The 18775-nt window shown below is 57.1% G+C and carries 19 protein-coding genes; 8 read left to right on the top strand and 11 right to left on the bottom strand.

Annotated features, from left to right (window positions below; genetic code table 11):
- Positions 1-14 precede the first annotated feature (14 nt).
- From TG4357_RS13035 to hisA, 3 genes are all read right to left on the bottom strand, one after another.
- Positions 15-326, bottom strand: a complete 312-nt coding sequence (locus TG4357_RS13035; RefSeq protein WP_058263333.1) for a phosphoribosyl-ATP diphosphatase — start codon at positions 324-326, stop codon at positions 15-17.
- Positions 323-1084 (bottom strand): imidazole glycerol phosphate synthase subunit HisF, encoded by a 762-nt coding sequence (hisF, locus tag TG4357_RS13030; RefSeq protein ID WP_058263332.1) that lies wholly within the window; start codon positions 1082-1084, stop codon positions 323-325. Before hisF ends, TG4357_RS13035 begins: the two co-directional genes overlap by 4 nt.
- 70 nt (positions 1085-1154) lie before the next feature.
- On the bottom strand, positions 1155-1877 hold the full coding sequence (hisA, locus tag TG4357_RS13025) for a 1-(5-phosphoribosyl)-5-[(5-phosphoribosylamino)methylideneamino]imidazole-4-carboxamide isomerase (protein WP_058263496.1): 723 nt from the start codon (positions 1875-1877) through the stop codon (positions 1155-1157).
- A gap of 133 nt (positions 1878-2010) precedes the next feature.
- Between hisA and TG4357_RS13020 the strand changes: the two genes are divergently transcribed.
- Positions 2011-2394, top strand: a complete 384-nt coding sequence (locus TG4357_RS13020) for a DUF2147 domain-containing protein (protein WP_058263331.1) — start codon at positions 2011-2013, stop codon at positions 2392-2394.
- Positions 2395-2495: 101 nt separating this feature from the next.
- Positions 2496-2894: a DUF2147 domain-containing protein gene (locus tag TG4357_RS13015; protein ID WP_058263330.1), complete on the top strand. Its 399-nt coding sequence runs from the start codon at positions 2496-2498 to the stop codon at positions 2892-2894.
- On the opposite strand, the gene hisH is transcribed toward TG4357_RS13015, so the two are convergent.
- Together hisH and hisB are read right to left on the bottom strand one after the other, a co-directional pair.
- Positions 2878-3516, bottom strand: coding sequence for an imidazole glycerol phosphate synthase subunit HisH (gene hisH, locus TG4357_RS13010; RefSeq protein WP_058263329.1), 639 nt, complete (start codon positions 3514-3516; stop codon positions 2878-2880). The genes TG4357_RS13015 and hisH overlap by 17 nt on opposite strands.
- 276 nt (positions 3517-3792) lie before the next feature.
- A complete protein-coding gene (gene hisB / locus TG4357_RS13005; RefSeq protein ID WP_058263328.1) occupies positions 3793-4380 on the bottom strand; it encodes an imidazoleglycerol-phosphate dehydratase HisB in 588 nt (195 codons plus the stop codon).
- A gap of 144 nt (positions 4381-4524) precedes the next feature.
- Here hisB and TG4357_RS13000 point away from each other — a divergent pair, with 144 nt between their 5' ends.
- Positions 4525-4764 (top strand): Lrp/AsnC ligand binding domain-containing protein, encoded by a 240-nt coding sequence (locus TG4357_RS13000; protein ID WP_058263327.1) that lies wholly within the window; start codon positions 4525-4527, stop codon positions 4762-4764.
- 10 nt (positions 4765-4774) lie between these two features.
- Here the strand turns inward: TG4357_RS13000 and TG4357_RS12995 are convergent, their stop codons facing one another.
- From TG4357_RS12995 to TG4357_RS12980, 4 genes are all read right to left on the bottom strand, one after another.
- Positions 4775-7363, bottom strand: a complete 2589-nt coding sequence (locus TG4357_RS12995) for a hybrid sensor histidine kinase/response regulator (RefSeq protein WP_074646909.1) — start codon at positions 7361-7363, stop codon at positions 4775-4777.
- 405 nt (positions 7364-7768) lie between these two features.
- Positions 7769-9988, bottom strand: coding sequence for a hybrid sensor histidine kinase/response regulator (locus TG4357_RS12990; RefSeq protein WP_058263325.1), 2220 nt, complete (start codon positions 9986-9988; stop codon positions 7769-7771).
- A 4-nt stretch (positions 9989-9992) separates the two neighbouring features.
- Positions 9993-11189 carry an FIST N-terminal domain-containing protein gene (locus tag TG4357_RS12985; RefSeq protein ID WP_082644144.1) on the bottom strand — a complete coding sequence of 399 codons (1197 nt, stop codon included), beginning with the start codon at positions 11187-11189 and terminating at the stop codon, positions 9993-9995.
- Between the two features lie 25 nt (positions 11190-11214).
- Entirely contained in the window at positions 11215-11904 is a 690-nt protein-coding gene (locus tag TG4357_RS12980) for a response regulator (RefSeq protein WP_058263324.1), read from the bottom strand.
- 177 nt (positions 11905-12081) lie between these two features.
- Between TG4357_RS12980 and TG4357_RS12975 the strand changes: the two genes are divergently transcribed.
- The 4 genes from TG4357_RS12975 to TG4357_RS12960 all read left to right on the top strand — a co-directional run bounded on the left by TG4357_RS12975 (position 12082) and on the right by TG4357_RS12960 (position 16448).
- Entirely contained in the window at positions 12082-12603 is a 522-nt protein-coding gene (locus tag TG4357_RS12975) for an SRPBCC family protein (RefSeq protein ID WP_058263323.1), read from the top strand.
- A 54-nt stretch (positions 12604-12657) separates the two neighbouring features.
- Positions 12658-13143: a (2Fe-2S)-binding protein gene (locus TG4357_RS12970; protein WP_058263494.1), complete on the top strand. Its 486-nt coding sequence runs from the start codon at positions 12658-12660 to the stop codon at positions 13141-13143.
- 92 nt (positions 13144-13235) lie between these two features.
- The gene (locus TG4357_RS12965; RefSeq protein ID WP_058263322.1) at positions 13236-15611 is read left to right on the top strand and encodes a xanthine dehydrogenase family protein molybdopterin-binding subunit; all 2376 of its coding nucleotides are present in this window, start codon (positions 13236-13238) and stop codon (positions 15609-15611) included.
- A gap of 54 nt (positions 15612-15665) precedes the next feature.
- Complete coding sequence (locus TG4357_RS12960) at positions 15666-16448, top strand: FAD binding domain-containing protein (protein ID WP_058263321.1); 783 nt, start codon at positions 15666-15668, stop codon at positions 16446-16448.
- A 176-nt stretch (positions 16449-16624) separates the two neighbouring features.
- Here TG4357_RS12960 and TG4357_RS12955 read toward each other — a convergent pair whose 3' ends face one another.
- On the bottom strand, positions 16625-17221 hold the full coding sequence (locus TG4357_RS12955; RefSeq protein ID WP_058263320.1) for an SAM-dependent methyltransferase: 597 nt from the start codon (positions 17219-17221) through the stop codon (positions 16625-16627).
- A gap of 75 nt (positions 17222-17296) precedes the next feature.
- Positions 17297-17842 carry a translation initiation factor IF-3 gene (gene infC / locus TG4357_RS12950; RefSeq protein WP_058263319.1) on the bottom strand — a complete coding sequence of 182 codons (546 nt, stop codon included), beginning with the start codon at positions 17840-17842 and terminating at the stop codon, positions 17297-17299.
- Between the two features lie 195 nt (positions 17843-18037).
- On the opposite strand from infC, the gene TG4357_RS12945 reads away from it, so the two are divergent.
- A complete protein-coding gene (locus TG4357_RS12945; RefSeq protein ID WP_058263318.1) occupies positions 18038-18742 on the top strand; it encodes a hypothetical protein in 705 nt (234 codons plus the stop codon).
- Positions 18743-18775 lie beyond the last annotated feature (33 nt).

Raw genomic sequence — 18775 nt, 5'->3', positions numbered from 1 at the left:
AAACTGAGTCTCGCTCAGCCTTTGCGGGATGCTTTTTCGGCGATGCCAGACGTGCCCTGACGGCGGGCCAGTTCGGCCAATACATCTGACAGCGGCACATCGCGCGATTGCAACATCACCAGCAGGTGAAACAGCACATCGGCGGCTTCCGATGTCAATCTTTCGCGGTCGCCCTTGACGGCCTCGATGATTGCCTCGACGGCTTCTTCACCGAATTTTTCGGCGCATTTTTCCGGGCCTTTGGCCAACAGTTTGGCGGTCCAGCTGCTGTCTGGATCGGCATTAGCGCGGGTGGCGATGGTTTTGGCGAGATCGTCGAGTGTCATTCGATCCTCATCGGAATGCCCGCTTGCGCCATGTGGTCCTTGGCTTCGCGGATGGTGTAATCACCGAAATGGAAGATCGAGGCGGCCAGAACGGCGCTGGCGCCGCCCTTGGTAACGCCTTCGACCAAATGATCCAGCGTGCCGACACCGCCCGAAGCGATGACCGGAATATCGACCGCATCGGAAATTGCCTTGGTCAGCGGCAGGTTGAAACCGGCGCGAGTTCCGTCACGGTCCATGCTGGTCAGAAGGATTTCACCGGCACCTTTGGCAGCCACCAGCTTGGCAAATTCCACCGCGTCGATGCCGGTGGATTTGCGGCCACCATGGGTGAAGATTTCCCACTTTCCCGGGGACACGGTTTTGGCGTCGATTGCCACCACGATACATTGGCTGCCGAATTGATCGGCCGCTTCGGCCACCACGTCGGGGTTGGCCACCGCGGCCGAATTGAAACTGACCTTGTCAGCCCCGGCCAGCAGCAGATTGCGCACATCCTGAACCGTTCGGACGCCACCGCCCACGGTCAGCGGGATATAGCACTGTTCAGCGGTGCGTTGCACCACATCGAACATGGTGCCCCGGTTTTCGTGGGTCGCGTGGATGTCGAGGAAGCACAATTCATCCGCCCCGGCAGCATCATAGGCGCGGGCCGATTCCACCGGATCGCCGGCATCGACCAGATCGACGAAATTCACACCTTTGACGACACGGCCATCGGCCACGTCGAGACAGGGGATGATGCGGGTTTTCAGCATGTCGCGTCCTTTGATTGACGCCCTTTCCATAATCCCCGCCGGAAGGCGATGCAATCACGCGATGCCTGTATCAGTCGCGTAACAGGGCCAATGCCTCTTTCAGATCAATGGCACCATCGTAAAGCGCCCGGCCCGAAATGGCACCATCAAGTTGCGCGCCGCAGTTTTTCAGGGCTCGCAGATCGTCCAGAGAACTGACGCCGCCCGAGGCAATCACCGGGATCGACACGGCATTGGCAAGCGCAGCAGTCGCGTCAACATTTGGCCCCTGCATCGCACCATCGCGGTTGATGTCGGTATAGATGATCGCGGCGACGCCTGCGTCTTCGAACGACCGGGCCAGATCGGTCACCATCACATTGGTTTCTTCCGCCCATCCCTTGGTCGCCACCCGGCCATTGCGCGCATCGATGCCGACCGCGACCTTGCCGGGGAATGCGCGGGCCGCCTGCCGTACCAGATCGGGGTTTTCCACCGCCACGGTACCTAGAATGACCCGGGCCAACCCCTTGGACAGCCAGCGTTCGATGGTCGCCATATCGCGGATTCCGCCGCCCAGCTGGGCAGGGACCTTGGTTTGGGCCAGGATTTCTTCGACCGGGGCTGCGTTCACCGGTTCACCGGCAAAAGCACCGTTGAGATCGACCAGATGCAGCCATTCGCAGCCGGCGTTGACGAATTCCATCGCTTGCGCGGCGGGGTTGTCATTGAACACCGTGGCTTGATCCATTTCGCCTTTGTAAAGCCGCACGGCGTTGCCGTCTTTGAGGTCGATTGCGGGATAGAGGATCATGAAACAGCCTTTCGCTTCGTCGGTTGGGCGGTCTTTTGCACGGAGCCGCCGAAATTGCAACTTGCCCCGATGTCAGGCTTGATCGGAATCGCCGCTCCGGGTCAGGATCGTGCCATCACAGGGAGGTGAATTCATGAAAAAATTGGTTCTGGCCGCAGTGCTGAGCTTGGCGGGGGCCGGTGCGGCACTGGCCGATCCGGTCGAAGGCATCTGGAAAACCCAAGTCGATGACGGTTCCTACGCCCATATCACCATGTCGACCTGCGGCGACAGCTATTGCGGTGTGATTTCGCGTACGTTCAACGCCAGCGGTGAATATAAATCCGCCAATGTCGGCAAGAAGCTGGTTTGGGATATGAAACCCCAAGGCAACGGCAGCTACAAGAAGGGCAAGATTTGGCAACCCTCGACCGACAAGATCTACAGCTCGAAAATGTCGCTGAAAGGCAATGTTTTGAATGTGTCGGGCTGTGTTGGCCCGATTTGCAAGAAGCAGACTTGGAACCGTGTGGAATAGGCCGGTATTGGCCTATCTTGCCGAAAGCTAACGATCATTGGCGGAAAATGTCGTGAAACATGCTATTTCCTGTGGGTGGAATGACCCGACGGAGGAATAGCATGTTTCGCAGTATACTGTTCTGTGCCGGCCTGATGGGGGGCGCTCCTGCGCTGGCACTGGCCAATTCGGCATTGGGAACCTGGATGACCGAACCCGACAGAAAGGGACAGGTCGCCCATGTCGAGGCCCGGCAATGCGGTGACGCGCTTTGTGGTCAGATCGTGCGGACCTATGACAAGACCGGTAATCGGGTCTCGACCCCGAACCTGGGAAAGCAGCTTTTCTGGGACATGAAGCAAGTGTCCCCCGGCGTATATCAGGGAACTGGCTGGCTACCGCTGCAAAATGCCACGTTTCAGGGCAACATGAAGGTCAAGGGCGACCGTATGGTGGTACAGGGCTGTATCGCATTTGTCTGCCAATCGCAGACTTGGCGCCGTGTCAGGGTTTCCAGCTAAGGAAATTGGCGATCAGCCGCAGCCCGGTTTTCTGGCTCTTTTCCGGGTGGAACTGCATGCCCAGCAGGTTGTCGCGCCCAACGATGGCGGTGATCGGGCCGCCGTAATCCACATGTGCCAACAGATGCGCAGGGTCGGCCACCTGCATGTGAAAGGAATGCACGAAATAGGCGTGATTGCCGGTTTCGATCCCGTCGAAAACCGGGTGCGGCTGATCGATTACCAGATCGTTCCAACCCATATGTGGCACTTTAAGCGCGGGATCAGAGGGGGTGATCTTGACAACATCGCCGCCGATCCAGTCGAAACCGGGGGTTTCTGTATATTCCAGCCCACGGGTGGCCATCATCTGCATGCCGATACAGATACCGAGGAATGGCTTGCCGCCCCTGATCACGACTTCCTCCATCGCCTCGAACACGCCGCGATGGTCGAACAGCGCCGCGCGGCAGGCCGGAAATGCACCGTCGCCCGGTAGCAAAATACGATCGGCGGTGCGGATCAGATCAGGGTCCGAAGTGACTACGACCTCACCCGCATCGGTTTCCACCGCCATGCGCTGAAACGCCTTTTCCGCCGAATGCAGGTTGCCGCTTTCGTAATCCACAATCGCTGTCAGCATGGGCCGGTGTCCTTTGTCGTTCCGCCCCTCACCTGAAACGAAAATCGCGCAGGGTCAAGGGCCGGGATCAGATGCGCACCGGACCTGATTGTGTGTGCCAAGGCACGCGCAGAATATCTCGCGAATTTGTCTTCGCCAAATTCATTCTGGTATTTTCCGCTGACGCGAGTATTTATGGAACGTTGAAACCTCATTCACTGTTCGCGAAATACTCCGAGGGGTTCGGGGGCAGGGCCCCCATTCCGCTTCGCATTGGGCCTCGTATGACCGCGGTGCTTACAGCGCCCCTTTGGTCGAAGGAATCGCATCGGCTTTGCGGGGATCGGTTTCCACCGCCAGCCGCAGCGCCCGTGCCACCGCTTTGAAACCGGCTTCGGCGATGTGGTGGGCGTTGAAGCCGTGGATTTGGTCCACATGCAATGTGATGCCGCCATGAGTGCTGAGCGCCTGAAAAAATTCGCGCACCAATTCGGTATCGAAGGTGCCAATTTTAGCCGCGTCGAATGCGACATTCCAGATCAGATAGGGCCGCGCCGACAGGTCGAGCGCACAGCGCACCTGGGCGTCGTCCATTGGCAGGTGGCATTCGCCATAGCGCCGGATACCCTTCTTGTCACCCAAGGCTTCGGTCAATGCCTGCCCTAAGGCGATGCCGGTATCTTCGACGGTGTGATGGTCATCGATATGGTAATCACCCTTGGCGCGGATGGTCATGTCGATCAGCGAATGGCGCGCCAACTGATCCAGCATATGATCGAAGAAACCGACACCTGTCTGATTGTCATAGGACCCGGTCCCGTCGAGATTGATCTCGACCGAGATATCGGTTTCCGCGGTCTTGCGTGTGATCTTGGCCGTCCGCATGTCGGGGCTCCTGTTGCTGTCGCGGGTTTATAGGCCGGGGCAGGGGTATTTCCAAGACTGCAATATGGTCCCGATCTGGAATGCAAATCACCGTTGCAGCGCCAGCGCGGACGTGCCAGCTTGGCGCAAAGAGGACCGAACCCCATGAGCACCTGCGTTTTCATCCAGATCCGCTGCAAACCCGGCACCACCTATGACGTGGCCGAAGATATCGCGTTGCGCGAAATTCATTCCGAACTGTATTCGACCAGCGGCGAATATGACCTGATGATCAAGCTGTATATCCCCGAAGGCGAAGATATCGGCAAATACATCAACGAAAATCTGCTGCATATCGAGGGTATCGAACGGTCGCTGACGACGCTGACGTTCAAGGCGTTCTGACCGGTCCGGTTCAGATTTTATTCAGCGCGTCGAGCGTGTCACGCAACAATACAGGCAGTATTTCGCGCCGCAATGCAACGGTGGCGCAGTCGCCGTTTTTACCCGCCAATTCGATATCGACCAGCGCCTGCCGCAACTGTTCGGCCCCGAACAGGGCTGCACTGGAGGCGAATTTATGACAGCGATCCGCGATTTCAGACAAGTCTTGAACTTCGCCTTGCAGCCATTCCACCAGTTCCGTCAGTTCTTCGGTCAATTGGGTCAACAGCACCGGATAAGCATCTTCGACGCTTTCACGTAAGGCGGCGTTGGTATCCCGATTGATCAGTTGCCGAGCCGGGACAGGGGCGTGTGACTTCGGTGACGGTGGTGTCACATCTTGATGCGTATTTTTCGTGTAGGTGCGGATGATCCGTTCCAGATCCTGCCGCATCAACGGTTTGGCCAAGACGTCTTGCATGCCGTCTTGCAAAAATTCGGCCACGTTTTCAGGCAGCACATGCGCGGTCAGCGCCACAATCGGGGTGTCGGATGACGGGCCATCGCCCGCCCGGATGTTTCGGGTGGCTTGACGTCCATCGAGAACCGGCATGGAAATATCCATTAGGATTAGGTCGAAGGCTTTTTCAGCTGCCTTTTCGACACCGAATTGGCCATTATAGGCTTCTTCGATCTTGTGCCCGTCGCGTTTCAGCATTTCGCGCACGACGCTGCGATTGATTTCGTTATCTTCGACCACCAGAATGTCGAGTCCGGACGTATTTGTCTGTTCTTCTGGGATGATGGTTCGGATGTCTTCGGCATGCTTGCCGCCTGACGGTGCGCGGTCACCATCCGGTTGATCGGGGCCGGGTGCCTGTGCTGCGGGTGGGGCTTCGGCGTCCTCCATCGGAATGCGGATCCAGAAAGTCGATCCTTGCTCAAGTACGCTTTCGGCACCAACTTCGCCGTTCAGAATCGCGGTGATGCGCTTGACAATTCCCAGACCCAAACCGGTGCCGCCTGCTTCGCGGTTATAGGCGCTGTCGCTGGTGACGAAATCGTCGAACACGTGCTGCATGTCTTCGTCGGAAATGCCCATACCGGTATCGACAACACGGAATTCCACCATATCGGATGCGGGATCGGTATGAATTTCGACGGTGATATCACCATCTTTGGTAAATTTGATCGCGTTGCTGACGATGTTGATCAGGATTTGCTGAATGCGGCCCGGGTCGGTCTGAAGCCATTCCCGCTGGGGACCAATCCAGACGGTGTTAAGCTGGTTGCCACGGCTGTTGGCCTGATCCTCGAGGCTTGCCAAAACCGCTTTAACCAGGTTTTTCAAATCGGTCGGGCGTTTGCGCAGGATCGGTTTGCCCGCTTCGAAGCGGGCGATATCCAGAACATCGTTGATATGGTCCATCAGCAGCTTGCCAGATGTGGCCATGTTTTCAACATAGGTTTTCTGACTTTGGTTCAGCGGGGTTTCCTGCATCAGGGACAGATTGCCCAGCAAACCGTTCAAAGGCGTGCGGATTTCGTGGCTCATCACCGCTAGGAAACGCGATTTCGCCTTTTCTCCGGCCAATGCCTGATCGCGCGCTTCGATCAGGTCTTGTTCGGACCGGATCCGGTAGGAAATATCGCGCATGAAGGCAATATAGAACCGTCGGCCGTTCACTTCGCTTTTTTGCAACGCGAGTTCGATCGGGAACAGTTCGCCATTGCTGCGTTTTGCGTCCAGCCGCACCCGCCCCTTGTTGACAACGTGGAATGGACCGCCCTTGCGAATGCGGTCCATCGACTGTTCATGTGCGTCGCGAAAATGGTCTGGAACGATCAAATCCGCAACGTCGCAGCCAATCGCTTCTTCCCGGGTATAGCCGAAAATTTCCACTGCCGCGTTGTTGAATTCTTCGATGACACCATGATCATCAGAGACAATCACTGCATCAAGCGCGGTCGAAATCACCGCGCGGGTTCGTTGGCTGGCCTCGAGAACCTGGCGTCGGCGTTCATCCGACCTGCGATTGAGCGTATTGTAATAATAGGCCAACAGCAGCAACGTTCCCATCAGTAGGGTGGATGTCGCCGCCAAGATCATCAGGGTCGAGGATATTTGATTGCGTTGTGTCTTGCGCTTTTCTGCATAGAGCATCAGCCCCGAACTGGCCAAACGCCGCACCTGAGGGGCAAGATCAGCCGCGCGCTGATCCAAGTCGGTCAATCCCGCCGCAAGGGTAGCGTCCCCACCATCAATCACCGGCACCGTACGGGACAGGAAATCACGGATCACGGTGAGCGAGATATCAAAGTCTTCCAAACCCCGCAGATCGTCAAACGAGGGAGCTTCCTGAAAAACATCGATGCGGCTGTAGAAAATGTTGAAATTCTGGCGCACCAGTTTCAGGCTTTCAGCGTCATCCGGATTGGCCTGATGAATGCTGTTGCGATAGGTCAGGAATTCGACTTCGGCTTGGCTGAGCGACCATTGCACGTTTTCGCTGTACGCGCCGCGCAATTGCTGAACTTTCCGTACAACATCAAAGGTTTGAAAGACCACCAGCAAGAAGCTGACGGCTGCGATCACCATCAGTACTCTGGAACTTCGCATGCCTCGCCCAGCCTCATCGACACCCAATTCGTCATTTTTCTCGATCTCGTGCGCCGCACGCCGTGCCACCCTATTCAGAGCGATACGCTGTGTCGAGCGTTCCGTGCGAGAAGAATAAAATGATGAGTCGGGCACTGTTAAACGATACCAAGGGCTAAGTTACTGAATTGGGCGCATGACGCCTTCTGATTGAATGCCTGTCCGTGTTCCGTGTGCCCGTTTACACCTGCCCCGATGGCAAGGTGTGATGAAATGGCAGGTGGCACTTGGAATAGACAGCCCGAACCTTATACCAAAGCCTAGCAATTCTGAGGAATTAAGTCTTTCCCTTCAAAAGGATGGGATACCTGTTTTGGCAGGGTATAGGGGTGACCTAAGTATATGTCGTCGCTTTGCTCGGATTGGTTATTTTCCCATCGATTGCCGGAAAGCGCTTAGCAGAAAGGCGCGCAATTCGGCTGGGGCGATCGGTTTGTGCATAAGGTGAAACCCGTTCTTTTGGCTGATCTGGCTTACTTCGACCGAGCGGTTGGCGGTGGCTAGGCAACTGGGGACCGGACCGAGACCCGCACGCAAGGCTTCGATCAGGGCGGTGCCAAGTGCGCCATCGTCGAGTTGATAATCGGCAACAATTGCATCCGGGATGACACCAAATTCGTCGATTAGGGCGCGCGCTTCGGGTTCGGTTGTGCAGGCCAGAACGGTCACGCCCCATCGTTCCATTGCGATGGTCAGGGCATTGCGCAGTTCCGCATCGTTTTCCACCAGAAGCACGATCATGTTTTCCAGGCTGTCGCTGGGCACTGCCCCTAGAGTCGATGTTTGTCGCGTCGATTCGCTTTCGCGCTGTGCCAGCGGGACCTCGATCGAAAACATCGTGCCCAACCCGGGGGTCGAACGGATTTGCAGTGGGTGATGCAGCAATGCACAGGCCCGTTCGACGATGGCCAGCCCCAGCCCCAACCCTTCAGAAGCACTACTGAGGTTGTCGACCCGATGGAATTCGCGAAAGATCAAGTCCTGTTGGTCTTCTGGGATGCCGGGGCCGGTGTCATGCACTTCGATGCGGACCGCGTTTTTCAGGCGCCTGGCCCCGACCAGAACCCGGCCAATTTGGGTATAGCGGACCGCGTTTGCCATCAGATTTTGCAAAATGCGGCGCAGATAGGTGGCATCACTGCTGACTACGGCCGATGACGGCACCATCCGCAAATCCAACCCTTTATGCAGCGCCATCGGAGCCAGTTCGTCCTGCAACTGGGTCATGATCCGCATCAAGGGCACCTGTCCGACATGAACCGAAGCCCGGCCCGAATCCAGTTTCGAAATATCAAGCAGCGCCCCGAGGATGCTTTCGACGCTGACAAGCGCGTTACTGGCGCGGTCAAGCACCGAACGGACTGCGGAATCGGGATGATCTGCGGCGACCGACCCGACATAAAGCTTGGCTGCCGAAAGCGGTTGCAGCAGGTCGTGGCTGGCAGCGGCAACGAAGCGTGATTTCGACGCATTCGCCCGTTCTGCGTCGGTCAGCGCATCTTCCAGTTCCAGCGTCCGTTCGATCACTCGCTGTTCCAGCATTTCGTTGGCGGTATAAACCGCCTGAACAGCCGAACGTTCCGCGCTGACATCGGTAAAGGAAAATACGAATCCCTTGTCGGGCATTTCTTGGGCGAAAACGGTCAGGATCTTGGAATTGCTATGCTGCAATTCGAAGGAAAGTGGCGGACGCTCTGTTTCCGTTCTAACCCAGTCTTCGACCTTTTGGGCCGACTTTCCTTCCTCGAAACTGACTTCGTCGCGGAATCGTTCGAACAACAAAAGGAAATTGATACCCATGCGAAACCGGCCCAGCGGAATCGACAGCAATTCGCTGGCGCGTTGGTTCCAGCCGACCAGCCGCGCTTGACTGTCGAAGATGCAGACCCCCTGATCCAGATGGTCCAGCGTGGCATGAATCAGTTTGGCCTGATCGTCCAGCATCCGGTCGCGTTCGCGCCGTTCCAATCGCATGATGTCGGTGACATCGGTCTGCAAGATGACCGTGCCGCCATCGGGGGTGCGGTGTTCGCTGACCTGAACCCAGCGGTTCCACACCATCCGCGCGTTAAAGATGACATGATTGTCTTTGTGCCGTTCCATCCGCCGTGCCGCCCATTGGATGGGCGTTTCGGTCTGCCCCAGTGAAATGAACTGCGAATGGCTGACGAGGCGCACATAGTCTTCAAAACTCAGCCCCGGTACCATCTTGTCGCGGATATCGGGCAGGTGCATTCCGAAACGACTGTTGCACATGACCAGCTTTTCGTCGGAATTGAACAGCGCAAAGCCTTCCTGCACGGTTTCAATGGCGTTGGTCAGGTTGCTCTGGGCGGCTTCGGTTTCGCGGTTGGCCTGCGCCAGCTTGGCGTTGGATTCGTTTAGAAGCTCCAGCGCGCGGGCCAGATCGCGGGTGCGGGCGCGGACCTCTTCTTCCAGAATGACTGCGCGCTGAAACTGGGCATAGGCCGCACCCGAATCGTCACCGCCCCGTTCCACCCGCCGCATCAGAGATTCAGTGATCTTGATCAGCTTTTCGTTCTGCCGTTCTGCGGAGTCGCGCGGATCAATCAGGGAATGGCCCATGGTTTCAGCCTGATTTCGAAGAATGCGCGGGCGGGTAAATGGCGACGCCGGTCAGCGTCTGGTTCACGTGCATTGAATTTAACTGTTCGCCATAGGTGGAAAAGCCCACAACCCGATTTCTTGCCAGAACATCGGATATCTTGCCCTTGAGTTGTTTCTGTTCTGCCTCAACTTTGCGTAACAGACAGTCACAAGCGAGGATGGTATCCGGGGCACCGCCGACGGAAAGCGCCTGCATTTCCTGTTCCAGATGTCCAACCATGTCCAAAGGTTCGGCCAAGGTCAGCACCAGACCTTCGTCAATCGCTGAAAAGAAACACAAATCACCGTTGTCGGCGACCTTTTGAATCGACCGGACATGATGTTGATCACCGATTCGCACCACCACCGGGTGGGCGGCAAAGGTGAACGTGTCGAGCTGTTCGGGATCTATACCCAACACGCGCGCATATTCCCGCGCCGCTGGTTCGGCGTTGATTTCATAAACAAGCCGCTGTTCGGGAAAGGCTCCGGTCACCACCATGCGCTGATCGGTTGGAACAAGGTGGTCGCTTTTGAACACCTTGATCGGACAAATCGTGCGTATCTGGGCCACGATGGCGGCGTTGCGCAGGACCTTGCCATTGGCAATCAGGAATGTCGTTTCAAAGGTTTCCCCGTCACCGGCCGAGCCACCGAAGAGCGGCACCGGACCCAGCCCGAGCGCCAGATCGGCGGTTAGTCTGTCCTCACAGCGCGACAATCCGTCGATCATCAGGAAATTGAATTCATATTCCCAGTCGGGCACGTCCCGCATCAAGGCGTTGCGACCCTGAATCATCCGGTCGATCAAGGTCTGCGCATCGTAATCGCCAAGGTCATCCACTTGCAACATGCGAGCGCGGAACTGATCGCGTGGAAACCCCACCGCGACAATGCTGCCATCAGAATAGCCGTCACAATTCAATTCGCCCGCCGTGGTGCAGCCCAGAACTAGGCTGTCGTTGAACAGCTCAATCGACCGGGCGGCGACGTGTTCGATATCGGCTTGAGGCGACACGAATAAAAGCACGAGTTCGAAATCGATATCGCCAAGGGCGTGTGACAGATCCTGTACAGGATCGGCAACGGTACAGACGACATTGGCCGTGCGCACGATTTCAGGCGCACAGCGAACCGCCTGTGACGAATCCGCGAACGGGTCGATCCGCTCTCCTCCCATTTTTCCTCTCCGCGATAGTTGCGGTTTACCTGCTGTCTTGCAAGATGGTGCCAAAGCTCGTTTCGTTGGCGATCAGAACCGCCTGGGTGCGGCTTTGTACCCCCAGTTTGCGCATGATGGCGGTGACATGTGCCTTAACCGTGGTTTCCGCGATCGACAGATCAAAGGCGATTTGTTTGTTCAGCTTGCCTTCGCAGATCAGTTGCAAAATGCGCGCCTGCTGATTGGTCAGGGTAGCCAAACGGGCGACGGCGTCATTGCTGTCCAGATCGGATGCATCATTGATCAGGTCATAGCCGTCGGGAATGAACACTTCGCCGCGACGGATCGCATCGAACGCGGCGGCAAACACATCGCGTTGGCTGTGCTTGGGTACAAATCCGGCAGCCCCCGATTTGATCGCCGATGTGATCACCCGATTATCGCTCATCGACGAGACGACGATGATCGGCACTTGGGTCACTGTTTTCAGTCGGATCAATCCGTCGAAACCCTTCACATCCGGCAGATTCAAATCCAGAACCACGATGTCAGGGCTGCCATTTTGGCGAATTTCGGTCAGGGCAGCTTCAAGATTGGCGGTGGCACGGATCGTCGCGGTGCCGGTCACGGCCTGCAATGTCATGGCCAGCGCGTCGCAAAATAGCGGGTGGTCATCGACAACAAGCGCCGATTCGATCTTGGTCGGACTGGGCGAAGCTGCATTATGTGTCATCACCTTGCCTTATACCAAAACGGAACGTTATCCTTCACAATATCAATCCTGATCGTTACCGCAAACTGGTCAAAGGTCGTATCCCAAAGCCGTTTCCGTCAGGGCCATACGCCCTTAGTAGCATAGCCAACATGCCGCGTTTGGGATTAGCTCGTCCACAACAAGGAGGACACATCTATGCATCTGACTGATTCCCGCGAAATCAGCGCGGACCGTCAAACCGTCTGGGCGGCACTGCTTTCCGCAGATGTGCTCAAGGAATGCGTCCCCGGCTGTCAGGAAATGACCGGATCACCCGAAGACGGTTTCGAAGCGACCGTGGTGCAGAAAGTCGGCCCGGTCAAAGCAACGTTCAAGGGCGCCGTCAAAGTGTCCGATGTCGTCGAAGGTGACAGTCTGACCTTGACCGGCGAAGGCAAGGGCGGCGCGGCGGGCTTTGCCAAGGGGGGGGCGAAAGTATCGCTCGAAGATTTGCCCGAGGGCGGAACCAAACTTATCTATGATGTCGAAGCCAAGGTCGGCGGCAAGCTGGCGCAGCTGGGCAGCCGCATCATCGATGGTTTTGCCAAGAAAATGGCGGATCAGTTTTTTGAACGCTTTCAGCAGGTCGTGGAAGGTCCGGCTGAGGTGGGCGAAGACGCCGTCGAAGGTGAAGATGGCGATAAAAAAGGTTGGCTGAAAAAAGTTTTCAGTTCTTAATCCAATACGATCATCCAAGATATATACCAAATTTTATCGGCTTGGGAGGGCATGATGACAGAAGTGAGTATGGTAGTGAACGGCCGCAAGGTGTCGGGGAATGTCGAGGGGCGCACGCTTCTGTCAGCATTTCTGCGCGAAAACCTTGGACTGACCGGCACCCATGTGGGCTGCGACACGTCGCAATGTGGGGCCTGCGTGGTGCATGTTGACGGCGCAGCGGTAAAATCCTGCACGATGTTCGCACTCGACGCTGAGGGTGCCGATGTGGCGACGATCGAAGGTCAAGCGGCACCGGACGGGACGTTGAACGTGATTCAGCAGGCATTTCAGGATTACCACGGTCTGCAATGCGGGTTTTGCACCCCGGGCATGGTGATGTCGGCAGCGGCGCTGTTGAAGGAAAATCCCAAACCGAGTGAAGCCGAGATCCGGGATTATCTGGAAGGCAATATCTGCCGCTGCACCGGCTATCACAATATTGTCCGCGCAATCATGGCTGCCAGTGGTCAGGATGTGCCCGCAGTCGCGGCCGAGTGACCGGACGCCGCGCGATTAACGCGCGGTATTTGAGTATTTTCAGAACAGGGAAGGGGCAGGGCAAACCTGTTCCGATCTAGGGAGGATTCACTATGCCGAAGGATCATGGTATCGGCGCCAGCTCAAAGCGGCGCGAAGACGTAAGGTTCTTGACCGGGGAAGGCAATTATACCGACGACATCAATATCGCGGGGCAGACCTATGTCCATTTCCTGCGCTCTGATGTGGCTCATGGCACCATCACCAACATCGACAGTTCTGCCGCCGAAGCGATGGACGGCGTGCTCAGGGTCTTCACCGCGAAAGATTTCGAAGCCGTGGGCGGCATTCCCTGCGGGTGGCAGGTGACCGACAAGTTCGGTGAACCGATGCAGGAACCCAAGCATCCGGTTCTGGCCGAAGGCAAGGTGCGCTATGTCGGCGATCCGATTGCCGCCGTTGTGGCCGAAACACCGGAATTGGCCCGCGATGCGGCCGAGGCGATCGTGGTCGATATCGACGAATTGCCGGCCGTGGTGGACATGAAAGCCGCGCTGACCGACGGCGCCACCAAGGTGCATGACGATCTGACCTCTAACCTTTGCTATGACTGGGGTTTTGTTGAAGAAAACAAGGCGGCAGTGGACGACGCAATCGCCAATGCCGCACATGTCACCACGTTGGAACTGGTCAATAACCGTCTGGTCGCCAATCCGATGGAACCGCGCGTGGCGATCGGCGATTACAGCCGCGGTACAGATGATTATACGCTTTACACCACCTCGCAAAATCCACACGTGATCCGGCTGCTGATGGGCGCCTTCGTGCTGGGCATTCCGGAACACAAGCTGCGTGTTGTGGCCCCCGACGTGGGCGGTGGCTTTGGCACCAAAATCTTCCATTATGCTGAAGAAGCCTTCGTGACCTTCGCCGCCAAGGCAGTGAACCGTCCGGTGAAATGGACTTCATCGCGGTCCGAGGCGTTCATTTCCGACGCCCATGGCCGCGATCATGTGACCAAGATCGAACTGGCGCTGGATAAGGATAACAATTTCACCGCCTTGCGTTGTGAAACCTATGCCAATATGGGGGCCTATCTGTCGACTTTCGCGCCCTCAGTCCCGACCTGGTTGCATGGGACGCTGTTGGCGGGCAATTACACGACGCCATTGGTTTATACCAATGTGAAGGCGGTGTTTACCAACACGGTTCCAGTTGATGCTTATCGTGGCGCAGGTCGGCCCGAGGCGACTTTCCAGCTGGAGCGGGTGGTCGACAAGGCGGCGCGCGAGTTGGGCGTCGATCCGACGGAACTGCGGCGGCAAAACTTTATCAAGCCGGACCAGTTCCCCTATGACACGCCGGTGGCAGTGACCTATGACACCGGCAACTATCACGCGACGCTGGATAAGGCGTTGGAGATGAGCGATTACGCCAATTTCGACAAGCGCGTGGCCGAAAGCAAATCGCGTGGCAAGCTGCGTGGGCTAGGCGTTGCCCATTTCATCGAAGCCTGCGGCATCGCGCCGTCGAATCTGGTGGGGCAACTTGGGGCACGTGCGGGGCTGTATGAAAGCGCCACCGTGCGGGTCAATGCCACCGGATCGATCAGCGTTCTGACCGGGTCGCACAGTCACGGGCAGGGTCATGAAACCACCTTCCCGCAGGTTATTGCGGAAATGATTGGCATCGATGAAAGCCAGATTGATATCGTCCATGGCGACACTTCGAAAACGCCGATGGGCATGGGTACCTACGGGTCGCGGTCGATCGCGGTCGGCGGGTCGGCCATGGTCCGAGCTGCGGAAAAGGTGATCAACAAGGCCAAGAAGATCGCCGCCCACCTGATGGAGGCGTCAGAGGCAGATATCGAACTGGCCGACGGTCAATTCACCGTCGCGGGCACCGATAAATCGGTCGCTTGGGGCGATGTCACCCTGGCCGCCTATGTCCCGCATAATTATCCGCTGGAAGATATCGAGCCGGGTCTGGAAGAAACGGCGTTCTATGATCCGTCGAACTTCACCTATCCTTCAGGGGCCTATTTCTGCGAAGTGGAAGTAGACCCGGAAACCGGCGAGGTCGATGTCCTCGGCTTTACCGCAGCGGATGATTTCGGCACTGTGATCAACCCGATGATCGTTGAAGGTCAGGTTCATGGCGGGGTGGCGCAAGGTATCGGTCAGGCGCTTCTGGAAAACTGTTCCTATGATGATAATGGGCAGTTGCTGAGCGGATCCTACATGGATTACGCGATGCCGAGGGCATCCGATCTTCCCAGTTTCGACGTCGATCATTCCTGTCAGACCCCCTGTACCCATAACCCGCTTGGGGTGAAGGGCTGTGGCGAGGCAGGCGCGATCGGATCGCCACCAGCATTGGTCAATGGGGTGATCGATGCATTGCATCGGGGCGGGTATCCTGTTGAACATATCAACATGCCGCTGAGCCCGTCGCGCGTCTGGGAAGCGATCCAATCGATGAAGTGATATCAACCTTGGGAACGGGGGCCTTGCCCCCAGACCCTTAGGGGAGGAAACAAGATGTATAATTTCGAGTTCGTAAAACCGGCCACCGTCGATGAGGCCGTGGCAGCCCTGCAGGCGGAAGATGCCCAGCCGCTGAGCGGTGGTCAGACCCTGATCCCGACAATGAAACAGCGGCTAAATGCGCCGTCGACACTGGTCAGCCTGATCGGGATCGATTCGTTGAAAGGCGTTTCTGAGGCGGGCGGTGTTTTGACCATTGGGGCTGGCACCACCCATGCCACTGTGGCAGCCGAAGCCGGGGCCTATCCGGCGCTGGCCGCTTTGGCAGGCGGGATCGGCGATCCGGCGGTGCGCAATCGCGGCACCATTGGCGGATCTTTGGCCAATAACGACCCGGCGGCCTGTTATCCAGCGGCGGCGCTGGGGTCGGGTGCGACGGTTGTGACCAATACGCGCGAGATCGCGATTGACGACTATTTTCAGGGCATGTTCACCACGGCGCTGGAAGAAGGTGAAATTATCACCGCGGTCAAATTCCCGATCCCGGAAAAGGCCAATTACCAGAAGTTCGAACAACCTGCATCGCGATTTGCGTTGGTCGGTGTGTTCGTTGCCAAAACCGCCGATGGTGTGCGTGTCGCCGTGACCGGCGCATCGGAAGAGGGCGTGTTCCGTTGGACCGAGGCGGAAGCGGCGTTGTCGGCAAATTTCGCGCCGGGCGCAATCGAAGGTCTCAGCGCCTCGGCTGACGGGTTGATCGGCGATCTGCACGGTACTCCGGCCTATCGCGCCAGCCTGATCAAGACACTGACCAAACGGGCGGTTACCGCTGCCTGATTGTGCGACTGACAAGATTGAAACGGCGCGCCTTGACCAGGCGCGCCGTAACCTTTGGTAGGTTGGTCATTGAGTATGTTAAGAGCAGTGAAAGATCAGAATCCTCTTGCTTTCATCGTTCTGAAAAATACTCAAATGCCAGAGCCTGCCAGATTTGGTCGTTGAGAGTTCGGCGTCTATTCGGGTTTGCGCGCAACGAAATCTATCAGTGCCGATTGACCGGAATGACCGCGACCTTCTTGCACTTCGCGTTCGTATGCGCGGCATTCCAGAATGCCCCAACCGGCGAAGGCGGCGCGCAGGATGGCATCGGTATACATGTTTTCGGCAAAGGGTGGGCCGCCGGTGCCGTGTTCCAGCTGTTTCGGCGTATAGCCGTGCAGCAAGACCAAGCCGCCGGGTTTGACCGCCTGTTTTATCCCTTCGAACAGTTTGTGCCGTTCATCGGGGCCCACGAATTGAATGAAGATGCCGAAAACCAGATCATAGGTCTGGGGCCAGTCATAGCGCAGCACATCGGTGCGGCGAAAATCCACCGACACATTTCGTGCCTCGGCCAGATTCTGCGCCTTGGCGATGGCCGACGGCGCGAATTCCAGCGCAGTGACCCGTAGACCCTGCTGTGCCATCCAGACCGAATTTCGGCCTTCACCATCGGCGACCGACAGGGCCGTGGCATCGGCAACCAGATAGTCGGTATGTTCGGTCAGGAACTGCGCCGGTTCCGTGCCGAAAACATAGTCATCAGTCGCAGCAAACCGTTTTTCCCACATAAGATGCCCTTGCAAATACAAACGCCCCCAGAGGTAAGCCTACCCGGGGGCGTTTCAATGGTTTGGTATCGTAAATTATTTGGGCAGCGGCCCGATCATCATGATCATCTGGCGGCCTTCCATCTTCGGCATGTTTTCAACCTTGCCGATTTCGGTAATGTCCTTGGCCACACGTTCCAGAAGTTCACGACCCAGATTCTGGTGCGCCATTTCCCGGCCTCGGAACCGCAAGGTGATTTTAACCTTGTCGCCATTTTCCAGGAATTTCATCACATTACGCATCTTGACCTCATAGTCATGCGTATCTGTGTTGGGGCGGAATTTGACCTCTTTAACTTCGATGATCTTTTGCTTTTTCCGCGCCTCGGCTTCACGCTTCTGCGTTTCGTATTTGAACTTGCCGAAATCCATGATCTTGCACACAGGCGGCGTGGCATTGGGCGAAATTTCCACCAGATCCAGCCCTGCCTCTTCTGCCATGGCCATCGCACGAGCAGGGGTGACAACACCGACATTTTCACCGTCAGCGCCGATCAGGCGGATTTCCGTAGCACGAATGCGATCGTTGAAACGGGGGCCGGTGTCGCGCGTCGGGGGCGCGTTATGAGGTCTGCGGGCTATGGTTTTCTTCCTTCAATTGTTAGCAAATTCGAGGCCCCAAGGTAACGATTTTGCCAGATTACTTCAAGCGGCAAATCCTCGCTTATGCGTTTAATTGCGGCACTTTCCCCCTTGTTGCGAGCATCATTGGGGGGCATGTCGTGGACATGAATAGAACGGTCCGCAAATCGGTTCCGGAGAAAAAGGTGAATTGTCATGAAAAATGCGATTTGGATAGTGTTGGCAGCGATTGTGGTTGCTGCGGCATATTTTGTATTCCTCAAACCAACTATGGAAAGCGAACCTGTTCCGGTGGCAGAAACCCCGGCAGCAGAGGTCGCCCCCCCCGCACCAGTGGAAGACGCGGCTGAGACTGCACAGGAAGCTGTTGAAACCGCAGTCGAAAATGCCACTGAAACCGCCGAACAGGCGGTGGAAGACGCAGTTCAGGGGGCCACAGAAGCCGCCGGTGATGCGGTTCAGTCGGTGATCGATGGCGGCGCAAGCGTGGCCGAAGCCGCCAGCGATGCGGCAGGTGCTGCCGTTGATGCGGCCAGCGATGCCGCCAATGCGGCGATGGAAGCCACCACCGAAGCGGCGGGTGATGCGGTTGGGGCTGCGACTGACGCAGCAGGTGATGCGGTTGAAGCGGCCAGTGATGCGATGACCGAAACCGCTACCCCCGAGGTGCCCGAGGCTGCTGCCACCGCAGACGTCGCCGACACCGCAGAAGCCACCGATCCTGCGGATTTGTTTACCGTGGACGGGTTCGTGTTGGATAAGGCGCTGGAATATGTTGATGCGTCCGATTTGAACGCGGTGACCAAAATGGCCACCAAGACAGCGATCGAAAAAGCCAAGGATAACCCCGAGTTGCTGAAGGCGGCGCTGCAAGCGGCGCGGGCGAAGCTGGGGCTGTAATCCCGGTCAGTCGAGTAACAGCAAAACGCCGCG

Source organism: Thalassovita gelatinovora (assembly GCF_001458355.1).
Classification (GTDB): Bacteria; Pseudomonadota; Alphaproteobacteria; order Rhodobacterales; family Rhodobacteraceae; genus Thalassobius; species Thalassobius gelatinovorus.
This window is presented reverse-complemented; position numbering and strand designations above follow the sequence as displayed.